This window comes from Rhodococcus sp. IEGM 1341 (assembly GCF_030056895.1).
GTDB lineage: Bacteria > Actinomycetota > Actinomycetes > Mycobacteriales > Mycobacteriaceae > Rhodococcoides.
In genome coordinates, this window is the sequence record NZ_JASHKV010000012.1 from 40,997 (window position 1) to 53,901 (window position 12,905).

8 protein-coding genes are annotated in these 12,905 nt (G+C 64.2%); 6 read left to right on the forward strand and 2 right to left on the reverse strand.

All coding sequences use genetic code 11. From position 1 onward, the window contains the following. The first annotated feature begins 70 nt into the window (after positions 1 to 70). Positions 71 to 4,204, forward strand: coding sequence for a bifunctional nitrate reductase/sulfite reductase flavoprotein subunit alpha (locus tag QM615_RS20475; protein ID WP_283347847.1), 4,134 nt, complete (start codon positions 71 to 73; stop codon positions 4,202 to 4,204). Here the strand turns inward: QM615_RS20475 and QM615_RS20480 are convergent. Further along, positions 4,198 to 5,118, reverse strand: a complete 921-nt coding sequence (locus tag QM615_RS20480; RefSeq protein ID WP_149406294.1) for an alpha/beta hydrolase — start codon at positions 5,116 to 5,118, stop codon at positions 4,198 to 4,200. The genes QM615_RS20475 and QM615_RS20480 overlap by 7 nt on opposite strands. A 43-nt stretch (positions 5,119 to 5,161) precedes the next feature. Further along, entirely contained in the window at positions 5,162 to 6,280 is a 1,119-nt protein-coding gene (locus QM615_RS20485; protein ID WP_149406295.1) for an endo-1,4-beta-xylanase, read from the reverse strand. Between the two features lie 167 nt (positions 6,281 to 6,447). Between QM615_RS20485 and QM615_RS20490 the strand changes: the two genes are divergently transcribed. From QM615_RS20490 to QM615_RS20510, 5 genes are all read left to right on the forward strand, one after another. Further along, positions 6,448 to 7,155: a GAF domain-containing protein gene (locus tag QM615_RS20490; RefSeq protein ID WP_283347848.1), complete on the forward strand. Its 708-nt coding sequence runs from the start codon at positions 6,448 to 6,450 to the stop codon at positions 7,153 to 7,155. A gap of 151 nt (positions 7,156 to 7,306) precedes the next feature. Beyond that, positions 7,307 to 8,785, forward strand: coding sequence for a sugar transferase (locus QM615_RS20495; protein WP_283347849.1), 1,479 nt, complete (start codon positions 7,307 to 7,309; stop codon positions 8,783 to 8,785). Between the two features lie 40 nt (positions 8,786 to 8,825). Continuing rightward, a complete protein-coding gene (locus QM615_RS20500) occupies positions 8,826 to 10,199 on the forward strand; it encodes an O-antigen ligase family protein (RefSeq protein WP_283347850.1) in 1,374 nt (457 codons plus the stop codon). Then, on the forward strand, positions 10,109 to 11,161 hold the full coding sequence (locus QM615_RS20505; protein ID WP_283347851.1) for a glycosyltransferase family 4 protein: 1,053 nt from the start codon (positions 10,109 to 10,111) through the stop codon (positions 11,159 to 11,161). The genes QM615_RS20500 and QM615_RS20505 overlap by 91 nt, the downstream gene beginning before the upstream one ends. Continuing rightward, positions 11,161 to 12,687, forward strand: a complete 1,527-nt coding sequence (locus QM615_RS20510) for a flippase (protein ID WP_283347852.1) — start codon at positions 11,161 to 11,163, stop codon at positions 12,685 to 12,687. Before QM615_RS20505 ends, QM615_RS20510 begins: the two co-directional genes overlap by 1 nt. Positions 12,688 to 12,905 lie beyond the last annotated feature (218 nt).

A 12,905-nucleotide genomic window follows, 5' to 3' on the forward strand; every position in this document is an offset into this window, starting at 1 on the left:
GAGGACAACGTCATATCCGGCTAACTGACGTGTAATGGCGGCGCACCCTGGGCCGGGCACTGTGGAATCCATGGTCACCACGGTGAAGACACTCTGCGCGTACTGCGGCGTGGGATGCGGCATGGTGCTCGAGATCGGCGGCCCGACCACATCGTCCGATGCCACCCCGACCAGGCCTGTCGTGACCAAATCCGTCGGCGACAAGTCCCACCCGGCCAACTTCGGTCGACTGTGCACCAAGGGGACCACCACCGCGGACATGCTCGCGGCGCCCGGGCGGCTCGAGAAGGCCCAGATCCGGCATCGCCGCGGCGAGCAACCGGAGAGCACGGACACCGCGGTGGCGATCAACGACACCGCTCGGCGACTGCGCACCATCATCGACGAACACGGGCCCGATGCCCTCGCGTTGTACGTGTCGGGGCAGATGTCGATCGAGGCCCAATACCTGTCCAACAAACTGGCCAAGGGGTTCATCGGCACCAACCAGATCGAATCCAATTCCCGACTCTGCATGGCGAGCGCAGGAACCGGATACAAGCAGTCACTGGGAGCCGACGGCCCGCCCGGGTCGTACCAGGACTTCGACCACGCCGACGTGTTCTTCGTCATCGGCTCCAATATGGCCGACTGTCACCCCATCCTGTTCCTGCGGATGATGGACCGCGTCAAGGCAGGGGCGAAGCTGATCGTCGTCGATCCCCGTCGCACCGCCACAGCGGACAAGGCCCACCTGCATCTGCAACTCGAGTCGGGGTCGGACCTGGCGCTGCTCAACGGTCTGCTGGCGCTCATTGCGGAGAACGGCGACCTCGACACCGAGTTCATCGCGGAGTTCACCGACGGCTGGGACGCGATGCCGGAGTTCCTCGGCGACTACACCCCGGAGAAGGTCTGCGCCGCAACCGGACTCGACGAGAAGGACCTACGAGCCGCGGCCGCGATGATCGGCGGTGCAGAGAACTGGATGAGCTGCTGGACGATGGGTCTGAACCAGTCGACGCACGGAACCTGGAACACCAATGCGCTGTGCAACCTCCATCTGGCGACCGGTGCCATCTGCAAGACCGGCAGCGGCCCGTTCTCCCTGACCGGGCAACCGAACGCCATGGGCGGTCGGGAAATGGGATACATGGGCCCCGGGCTGCCGGGCCAACGAGCGGTGGTCAACGACGCCGACCGCGCATTCGTCGAGGATCGATGGGGCGTTCCGCGCGGAACGCTGCGCACCGACGTCGGCGGCGGAACCATCGAGATGTTCTCCAAGCTCGCTGCCGGGGAAATCAAGGCCTGCTGGATCATCTGCACCAATCCGGTTGCCTCGGTGGCCAACAGAACGACGGTGATCGACGGTCTCGAGCGCGCCGAGTTGGTCATCACTCAGGATGCGTTCGCCGATACCGAAACCAACGACTACGCCGATGTGATGCTGCCCGCCGCGTTGTGGACGGAAGCGCACGGAGTGATGGTCAATTCCGAACGCAATCTCACGCTGTTCCAACCGGCGCTCGAGGCACCGGGCGGTGCACTGCCGGACTGGAAGATCATCGCCGACATGGCGTGCGCGCTCGGATATGCAGATGCTTTCACCTATGCGAGCGCCGAGGAGGTGTTCGAGGAGATCAAGCAGTTCTGGAATCCGAACACCGGCTACGACATTCGCGGAGTCACCTACGAACGGTTGCGCGAGAGTCCCATCCAGTGGCCGTGCCCGCCCGACGCGACAACCACCCGGCATCCGATCCGCTACCTCAACGACGGAGTGAGCCAACGGCAACGAGTGTCCGACGACGGTTCGATCCCCGCACTGTCCTTCCCCACTCCGAGCGGTCGGGCCCAGTTCTTCGCCAGGCCTGCGATGGCACCCGCGGAGATGCCCGACGACGACTACCCGTTCGTGCTGAACACCGGACGCCTGCCACACCAGTGGCACACCATGACCAAGACCGGCAAGGTCGCCAAGCTGAACAAACTCGATTCCGGACCGTTCGTCGAGGTGCACCCACTCGACGCCGACCGGCTCGGTGTGATCGACGGCGACAGCGTCCAGGTCGCGTCCCGCCGAGGCCGAGCCGTCCTTCCTGCCGTCGTGACCGATCGAGTGCTCCCGGGCAGCTGCTTCGCGCCCTTCCACTGGAACGAAAAATTCGGTGAGTACCTCGCCATCAATGCCGTCACCAACGACGCCATCGATCCGTATTCTCAGCAGCCGGAGTTCAAGGCGTGCGCGGTCACTCTCACCAGAGTTGCTGCAGCCCAATCGCCCTCACCCGTAGGCGACGAACCTTCCCACGATCCCGTCGAGGCGCTCGCCACGATCGTCGGTCTCCCTGCGCGTCCTTCTCAGCCCCTGACGACCGTCGAACAGCGTTACGTCGCAGGGCTTCTCGAAGGTCTGGGCAGTGAGGCCGGTCGCAGCGCCGCCGGAACGCCCACTCTGCCGTCGCGCACTCCCCTGTCCCCCGAGAACCACGCATGGCTCGACGGCGTTCTCGCGGGCCTGTTCTCGCGTGGACCCGCCACCGGCGGTGCTGGTGCCGATGTATCGGCCGAGACAGCCGATCCGGGGCGACGGCCGGTGCTGTTGCTCTGGGCTTCGCAAACCGGCACCGCCGAGGAGTACGCCCAGGCCTGCCTGTCCCACCTGCGGGGAGCCGGCCTGTCTATCGCCGAACACTCGATGGATTCGTTCACCGTCGATTCCCTGCCCGCCGAGGCCGATGTGCTGATCGTCAGCAGTACCACCGGTGACGGCGAAGCGCCGGACAACGGTGCGACGTTCTGGGACAGCCTCGTCGCCGAGCCCACCAATGAGCTTCCGGGAATTCGTTATGCTGTGCTCGCTTTCGGCGACTCCAGCTACGCAGACTTCTGTGGCCACGGACGCAGGATCGACGAGCGGCTCGCCGAGCTGGGTGCGCGGCGACTGCTGGAGCGGGTCGACTGCGAGCCCGACTACGAGAACGAGGCGGCAGCGTGGCTCGATGCGGTGATCGAGCGGCTTCGACGCGATGACGACACCACCACCGAAGCAGCGGTGGAGTCCACTGCTCGCACCGTTCCGCAAACCCGAGCGGAGCCGGAACAGTACAGCAAGAAGTCACCGCTGGTGACGACTCTCGTACGCAATCGGGTACTGACCGCACGCGGATCCGTCAAGGACGTCCGCCAATTCGGATTCCATGTACCCGACGGGACTCTCGAGTACGAGGTCGGTGACGCACTCGGAGTGTGGCCGCGCAACAGCGATGCCTACGTCGACGAGTGGCTCGAGGCCACCGGACTGGACCGGGACACCGCTGTCGATCTCGCTGGCCACGGTTCGATGTCGCTGCGCACAGCGCTGGGCCGCCACCTCGAAATTGCTCGTGCAACACCGGATCTCCTGAAGTTCGTCCACCGACGGACTGCGGACGACGATCTCGAGGCGATGCTGCACCCCGACAACAAGCATGCGCTGTCCGACTGGATGTGGGGTCGTCAGTCGATCGACGTGCTTGCTGCCCATCCGGTTCGAGCTTCGGTGGACGACTGGTTGGCAGTTCTCAAACCTTTGCAGCCACGGCTGTACTCGATTTCGTCGAGTCCGAAGGAGAACCCCAACGAAGTACAGGTGACCGTCTCGGCGGTGCGGTACAACGTGCACGGAGTTCCCCGGCGCGGCGTGTGCTCGACCTACCTGGCCGACCATGCGTCGAACCACGACGTGGGGATCTTCGTGCAGAAGTCCTCGCATTTCAAGCCGCCGGAGGACCCGACAACCCCGATGATCATGGTCGGCCCGGGTACCGGTGTCGCCCCCTTCCGCGCATTCCTGCACGAGCGTCGCGCGCTCGGGCACACCGGCCACAACTGGCTGTTCTTCGGTGAACAGCACGCCGACACGGACTTCTACTATCGCGACGAACTGACGGCGATGCTCGGCGACGGTTCGCTGAACCGCCTGGACGTCGCATTCTCACGCGATCAGAAGGACAAGGTCTACGTCCAGGATCGGATGCGTGAACACGGGGCCGAGTTGTGGAACTGGATTCACCGCGGAGCCCACTTCTACGTGTGCGGCGATGCGTCCCGAATGGCCAAGGACGTCGACGCCGCGCTGAAGGGCGTGGTGGCGCAACACGGCAAACTCGCGCCGAGCAGTGCCGAGGCCTACGTCAAAGCTCTTGCCGCAGAGAAGCGATACGTCCGCGACGTCTACTGAGTCGGTGGAACCGTGCGGGTGAGGAACTCGATCTGGTCTGCCACCACCCGCTCGAACGCCCCGCCCAGGTAGATCTCGAAATGGCCGACGTCGTAGGTCTTGATCTCGCCTTGTGGTGCCGTCCGTGCGTAGCGCAGAGTGGCCTTCGCCGGCGCGACCGAATCCGTCTCGCAGACTACGAACAGGATGGGACAGCGCACGTCCTTTGCCCTTCGCCCGGGCCGGTGCCGCACGATCTGCAGCGCGACTCTGGCTGCGACTCGGTTGTGGAACGTTTCGTCGGCGTCCGGCGCAAGTGCCAGGTAACCGTCGTAGCTGTCGGGCGAGGTCATCAATGCGGTCGTCCCCGGCCGTCCGGCTGTGTTCACCATCAGCGGCGCTCGTCCGATCACCGATCCTGCCAGATCAAAGAGAGCCCGGCCGGACAGCTTCATCGATGTCCAGCTGTTCGACGCGAGTCCCGACGCAATCCCGTCGGTGAACGGGCACTGCGAGATCACCGCCGCGACCTCCTGGTCTCGGGCGGCTGCGACGATGACGTGACCGCCGCCGAAAGACGAGCCCCACAACATGATTCGGGAGTTGTCCACGTCCGCGCGCGAGCGGGCATGGGCAATGGCCGAAGCCCAGTCCCGCAGCTGCGATTCGATGTCGAGCAGCTGCCGGGGCTCGCCGCCGCTGGCCCCGAAACAGCGATAGTCGAACACCAGGCAGGCATACCCCGCAGCGCGGAAGCGCTCCGCGTAGGCGTCGAGCCGCATTTCCCTGGTTCCGCCGAGTCCATGCGCCATGACGATCACCGGAGCGGGGCCGGATTCGGTCGGAAGATAGAGCCAGGCCGCGCAGGCCACGCCGTCAGAATCGAACGTCACATCGATGCGATCTGGGATCGAGCCCCCCGGCTGCGAATTCATGCGCAGACAGTAGCCCATTCCGGTCGACGGTGAAACAGGTCGATCAACGGCCGGAATGCTCCGCGGCGTAGGCGTCGACGCGTCCGTAGGCGATCTTGGGTGTCCAGTCTCTGTGCACCAGTCCGAAGTTCTGTTCGGTGTCGGCTGTGTCGGAGCCGGCGTCACGGAGGCTGTAGACATAGGCCGGCCCCAGCCAGTCGTTACCGAGAACCGCGTCGAGGACGATCCCGATGCTGTCCGATTGCACCTGCTCGCTGACACTGTTGGGGTTCGTACCCGTGGGCGCTCCGAACTCGGTGATCCAGATCTGTTTGCCGCTGTCACCGCCGGCGACCATGGTGTCTCGCATGGACCACATCTTCATGGCGGTGTTCCACGACGCCGTGCTCGGATCGTTGGGTAGGTACGGCCACGTGTAGGGATGCACGTTGAAGGCGTCGAAGTACTTGTTCGATCCCTGCGCGTACATCTTGGACAGGAACGTCGTACCCGCGATGTTGCCGTTCGTGTCCTCGGCGGGTGCCATCCCGCCCGCGAGCACGGTGGAATCGGCTTGCACCTGCTTGATCGCCGTGTAAGTCGCTTTGATCAGCGCCGAGTACGCCGTCACGTCGGGGGCAGGCTTGAAGAACGTCACGATGTTCGGCTCGTTCCACACTTCCCAGATCTTGATCCGGCTCTGGTAGCGCTGAACCACAGTCTTGGCGAACGCTGCGAAGGTGGCGGGGTTCGCCGGACGGGAGTGCGAATCGTTGACGGCGGCGGCTACTCGCGCCCACCTCGGGGTGTACGCGATGATGCCGTGCACGCACATCCCTTGGGCCACAACAGCATCGATCACCCGGTCTGTTCGGCTCCAATCGAATCTGCCCCGGGTCGACTCGATGGCAGACCAATCGATGTCGAGACGAACCGAGAAAGCTCCGGCGTCACGGGCGAGCGTGAGTTCCCGATCGAGATCCGCAGGAGACAGCCCACCTATGGTCGCTCCGGGTGATACTCCGATCCGGACCGCATCCGATTGCCGCGCACATCCTGGATCTCCTGCCGGTGCTTGCTGCGTTCGCAGAGCAGATGCAGCTGCGGGTACCGCCCCGGCCGCGAACGACAACAGCACGACCAACAGTGCTGCACTCGCTCGTCGCGTCGAATTCCTTCTCATCGGCAGATGCTAGCAATGACCGGGAACGCGATATCGCGTTATCGGCGTTGCCCCGTTGTTTCCTGCTTTGTCTCACCGAACCCGAATAACTCACGCCGGGCGCGAGAATAAGGAATGCACCTCCCGAGCGTCGGTGCAAGAACTCGGCCTGTACTACCATCTGGACAATGACGACAGGATTTTCCGGTTTCGACGACCGTCTGAACGAGCTGCTCGCCCGGCAGGCGGAGAAGTCCGGTCTTTCCACCGATGAATTCATTCGCGGTGCGGTGGTAGACCGGCTCGTGCGGGAACTGTCGGATGATCAGGACTCCGATGTCGGCGCTTTGCTTCGTGCGCTGCAGGAGGGCTCGGAGAAGGGCGTCGGCCCAGCCGAGGTCACGCGAGTGTTCGGCACCCCGATCGACGATCCCGACAGACTGGCCGCTGTAGCTCGGACTGGGCTGATGGACACCGGATCCGACGCGGGATACGACAGGATCGTCAGAATGGTCGCAGACGCCCTGAGCGCCCCTTCTGCTGCATTCTCCCTTCTCGACGACAAGCGTCAGTACTTCAAGAGTGCACTCGGACTCCCTGCGGAACTCGGTGGCGCGCAGGAGGTCCCCATGGACGGGTCCATCTGCCGCTATGCGATCGATCTCGGGCAACCACTGGTTGTCGAGGACGCTCGACTCAACGACATCCTCAAGGATCACCCCTCCGTGCAAGGCAACCTTCTCGTGTCCTACCTCGGAATTCCGCTCACCGACGACGCAGGCCACTCCGTGGGCACCCTCTGCGTATGGGATCAGCGACCGCGTCAGTGGACGACCGGTCACGTCCAGATACTCCAGGATCTGGCGTGGATAATTCGCGAGCGAGTTTTCGAATAAAGGGGCTGTTCCCCGACAAATATAAGCATTTTCGACTTACAACCGACTTCAGGTTTTTTTCGATAAGTCGACCGGGTGGCCGCTTTCGCGCCGGTATACATTTATGGGATATATGGGACCGACCGATCCGAACTAGCCACCGGAAGTAGCTGTGCCGAAAACACTGGAATCACCGCGCACTCGCCCGCGGGCCGCCGAGGCCGACACCGTTGCAACCGGTCGCCCCCTTGTGGATCGGCTTCGAGTCGATCCCCTCAACACCGCGATCAGCGTCGCGGTGGATGTGCTCGCTGCAGCCGTCGCTCTGATCGGAGCCTTGCTCTGGCACTCGGGCAGTCTCACCGACACCGGTTGGCTCCCATGGCTGTTCCTGCCACTGCTGATCGGAATCCTCGCCGGAAAGTCGATGTACCGACGCAGTCTCCGGCGCAACTTCCTCGACGAGATCGGTCCTGCCGAAACCGCTGTCGCCTTCGCGTCGCTCGCTCTGCTGGTCGTGATGTTCCTGGCAGACACCGACTACCGTCCCAGTGAGGTCGTGCTGCGACTGTGGTTGCTGAGCGCCTTGACGATCGCGATCGCTCGATTGACACGAGTCGTTCTCCAGCGCACGCTGCGCACCAGGTTCGGATCCGCAGCGCCGACCATCGTGCTGGGAAACGACCCGATCGCGCACCAACTCGTCTCGCGCACAAAGCAGTTCCCGGAGTACGGTCTCGAACCCATCGGTTATGTGGGCGAGGCTCCGGTTGCCGACGTCTCCTCGAACGGCGAGGTGCCCCACCTGCCGCACCTCGGACTCCCCAGCAATTTCGAGACGGTTGCCCGCAAGACCGGTGCCGAGGAGTTGATCGTCACGTTCGCACCGACCGAGGATCGGGAGTTGATCGCCGCCATCAGGATTGCGCATCGGCTCGGTATGCGGGTGTGGGTGGTACCCAGGTTGTACGACGCAGTCGGGGTCAACACGCGCGTCGAGCACATCGGCGGCCTGCCGTTGATGGTGCTCCCGCATGTGAACCCCAAGGGATGGCAGTTCGCTCTCAAAGGACTTCTCGATCGGGTTCTCACCGCGTTCGGGCTTCTGTTGCTCTCCCCCGTCTTTCTGACGCTGATGCTGCTCGTGCGCCTGAGCTCACCTGGCCCGATCTTCTTCAAGCAGGAGAGAATCGGCCGCGACGGATTGCCGTTCGATTGTCTGAAGTTTCGCTCCATGCGGCCTCCACGTGCGTCCGACGCCGAGTTCGAGCGAAAGGCCGGGGACGCACCCGGCGGTGTCGAAGGTGTCGACCGACGAACGCGCATCGGAAAGATCATGCGGCAGACCTCGATGGACGAACTTCCGCAGCTGCTCAACGTACTTCGCGGCGATATGAGTCTGGTCGGTCCGCGCCCGGAACGACCCGAATACGTCGACCTGTTCGAGATGCAGATCCGTAGGTACGGGGAGCGGCACCGCGTCAAGGCAGGCGTGACGGGATGGGCTCAGGTGCACGGCCTCCGCGGCCAGACGTCCATCGCGGACCGCGCCGAGTGGGACAACTACTACATCGAGAACTGGTCGGTGTGGCTCGATGTCAAGATCCTGTTCCTCACCGTCCTGGCCGTGCTGAAGCGCGCCGAGGACTGATCGTGGTCTCCGCCGAACACGGCCACGTTCTGGTCACCCCGTGATCACGTACGTTGCGCTCGCTTTCGGCGCAGCGGTCGTCCTCGCGCTCGGCTGCGCGGTGGCATCGGCGATCTACCGCCGCCCGCAGCGCGGCGTGCTGTTGCTCGCAGCATTCGTTCCGCTGCACGGCCTTCTGGTTCTGGTGCCCCTGCCAGGGGTGGTGTCGGGCTGGAAGGAAGGCCTGGTCGTCTTCACGGTTCTGTGCGCGTGGTTACGCCGACCGCGACACGTCCGTGGCTCGATGCCTCGGGTCTTCATGCCGTGGTGGCCCGCCGCTGCTGTCTTCGTCGTGTTCGGCAGCGTGTCTGCGTTTGCCACCTTCGGAATTGTCGGCGTGTTCGGCATCAAGGTGACCTTCTTCTACATTCTGCTGGTGGTCGTCATGTGGCTCGCGCCGTTCGATGCCACGGACCGAGACCACCTCGTCTCCGTTCTCATGGGCATGGGCGTGTTCACGTCGGCGGTCGGCATCGCGCAACTTCTGGCCGGGCCAGCCGCACTGGTGTCGCTGGGTTACGAATACGGCACTCAGGTCCGCACATCGGGCGGGCTACTGCGCACGTTCAGTACGTTCAACCTGCCGTTCCCGTTCGGGTTGTACGTGATGTTGGCGTTGCTGGTCGGCGGTGCGGTGGCGCTGGCCGATCCGCGTCGACGGCGAAACATGTTGTTTCTGTGGGCGACTCCGATGATGGTGGTCGCCATGTCGAGTTCGATCGTGCGCGGAGCCATTCTGGGACTCGGAGTGGGGGCGATATACCTGATCGCGGTCCGCTTCCGCTATCTCGCCGCCCCCCTGGCGGTGGCCGCGGTCGCGGTGGCCGCGGCTGTTCCGTTCGTCCCCAACATCACATCGGTGTTCTTCTCGTCGAGCAGCCTCGGTCAGCGCGGTGACGGATGGGCCAACATCATCGCCAGCATCCTGATTCATCCGTTCGGGACGGGGCTGGGATCGAGTGGGTCTGCGGCAGACCGCATTTCCACCGCCGAGGGTGTCGCGTTCACGCAATCGGGGCTCTCGACCAACTACCAGCCCGACAACTACTACGTGAAGGCACTGCTCGAACTCGGACCGATCGGCCTCTGGGCAGTGGTCGCCTTGCTCGTGACGTCGCTGCTGTGGTGCACCCGCCTGTCCCGGGCGCTACCGGGCAACGACGGTGCGCTCGCCCTTGGCGTCGGCGCTTCCATCGTCGCAGCGATGTTCGCCAGCCTCGTCTCGACGTATTTCGAGATCTTTCCGATCGATGTCTATTTCTGGCTCTTGTTAGGAGTGGTGGGATGCGCAGCAGCGCAACACGAATCGTCTTCGGGGCGCTCGCCCTCAGGCCCGGAGGAAGCGGAGTACAGACCTACATTCGCGAGCTCCTGAACGAGCTCCCCCAGTGCCTACCCGGTGCCGATCTCGCCGCGTCCGTGCAGCGCGACGCCGTCGGTGAGCTCCCGCCCTCGGTCACGGCGTTGGAACGGCCTGTCACCAGCGGTGCGGCTCGTGCAGTGCTCGGTGCCCTCCCCGTCGGTCGTTGCGATGTGGTGCACGGCCTGGACGTCGACCTACCGTTTCTGACCAAGGCCTTCACGGTTGCCACGGTGCACGACCTGTCGGTCATCGACATGCCGTCGGCCTCCAGTCGGTTTCGCGCGTTGGGCGAACAGAGACTGGTACGGCGCGCACTGCGCCGCGCAGATCTGCTCATTGCGGTCTCACAGTTCACCGCCGATCGAATCAAGGCGGTCAGCGGACGAGACGCCACGGTGGTCGGTCTGGCACCCGCAGCGTGGGCCGCTGTCCCCACCGACAGCCGGATAGATCTGGTTCGGCGCAAGTACGACTTGCCGGACCGTTTCGTGATGCAGGTCGGAACGGTGGAGCCCCGCAAGAACGTTCAGCTCGTGGCCGACGCGGCGGAGAGTCTCGGAATACCGTGTCTGCTGGCCGGGGCCGGCTCCACCGGTCCCCACGCCCCTCGCAATTCCCGGGGGCTCGGGTACGTCGATGTCGAGGATCTGCCCGGCCTCTACGCTGCCGCGACAGTCACTGCGTACGCCTCTCGGTACGAGGGCTACGGGCTCCCGCCCGTCGAGGCGATGGCGTCGGGCGGCGCGGTCGTCGCCAGTGCCGTCGGTGCCCTCCCCGACGTCGTCGGCGACGGCGCCGTTCTCGTCGAGTCCGAGAACGTGGACGACTGGGTACAGGCGATGAAACCACTCGCTTTCGACGGGGACGCGCGCGCAGCTCTTCTCGACGCGGCAGCCGTAGCCACCCGCGAGATCAGCTGGCGTAGAACGGCGGAGCTCACCGCCGACGCGTATCGAGCCGCGGGCATCGTCTGATGGCCGAGGAGCTCGCGCTCGACGGCACCGAGCAGCCACCGGACTACCGCGCGATCGCAGCGGATCCGAAAGCCGCGGCCAGAGCGACGATTGCCGTTCTGATCAGCAGAGTGATCATCGCGACGCTGGGGTGGGTGGGCAGCGTCGTCGTCGCGAGGTCCCTCGGACCGGACGAGTGGGGCCAGTTCAGCTTCGTCTTCGCGCTGCTGGGCTTGATGTCCGTCGTGACCGATCTGGGGGTCGGACGCGTCGTGCTGGCGAAATTGATGGACGACGATTCCGAGGAAATCGGTCGAACGGCGTCGGCGTTCCTGGCGCTCCGAACCGTGCTCGGTTTGGTGGGGTACGTACTGGCCGTCGCATACGTTCTGCTGCTGCAATATCCGAGCGAGGTGGTCCTCGCGACGGTGGTCGGCGGACTGGTGGTCGTGTTCGCAACCCCGGGTCACGCCCTGAGCGTGCTCTTTCAGAGCCGTCACCGCCTGGTACTCGTGGCCGTTGCCGAAAGCGCCGGGCAAGCAATCCAATTGGCGTTGACCGTGCTGGCCGCCGTGCTGGCCCCCACCCTGCTGATCTTCGTTCTCCCGGCCGTGGCCAACGAAGTGTTCAAGTTGGTGACCAAGGGTTTCGGTATCGGCAACCGTTCGATGGGCCTGCGACCGTCGCGGCACATCGACATTCGTCGCTGGGGGCCCTACCTGAAAGAGGCCGTGCCACTCGCGATCGGCTTCGCCCTCACCATCGCCATGCTCAAGATCGACATGCTGATGCTCAGCCTGCTCGACACGTTCGAAGCCGTGGGACTGTATTCCATCGGCTACAAATTCTCGGACATGATCGACACCTTCGTGTTGGCGGCAGTCGCACCGATCAGCACCTTGCTCGTCGCGTCGTGGCCCCACGACACCACCGCATTTCGCGCACGCTCGCGTTCGGCCGCACTGCTGTTCGCACTCTTCGGCGCAATGGCTGTCGCGGCGTTCGTACCGTCGGCCGAGCCGTTGATCGGGCTGCTGTACGGCGAACGGTTCGTCGACGGAGCTCACGCAGCCCGATTACTCGTCATAGGCGCGGCGCTGATGTCGTTGGTTATGCTGGGAATCTTCCTGCTCGCGTCGGCCGGAATGCAGCGACACTACCCCGTGGTGGCACTGGTCGGTCTGGCCCTGAACGTCGGGTTGAATCTGTTCCTGATCCCGCGGATGTCGTACGACGGAGCCGCTGTTTCCACCGTCGTGACGATCGGCACCACTCTCGTTCTGCTGTGGATCGTGATCGCGCGAAGCATGCCCATATCCGGACTGCTTCCCGTGCAATCCATTTCGGTGATATTGGTGGTCACCGCAGCCACTACGGTCGGCGGCTGGTTCCTGGTGCAGCACTATCCGGGCCTGTGGCTGCTCGTCTCGGTTGCGGCAGCCTTGCTGGTCGCACTCTTGCTGTACGTGTTCGTCACCATCGGACTCGTCGAGTCACCACTTCCGGGACCGGCCGAGAAAGGACGTCACCGTGCGCGTTCCGAATGACCATCGACACAACGGACACATCGCCCGATTCGGACCCCGCCCTGCGGAGTCGAAGTCGGGTTTCACGAAGGTAGAAGACCGTTGTGCCCGTTCTTCGAATGTTGTTGATGTGCAGTTTCATTCACGAGCGGCACGGCTACGCGAACGGCATACGAGCCCGGCTATCATCGAGCCTGTCGGCTCCACGAATCTCCGAAGCGGTACGTCCGCTCGCATCG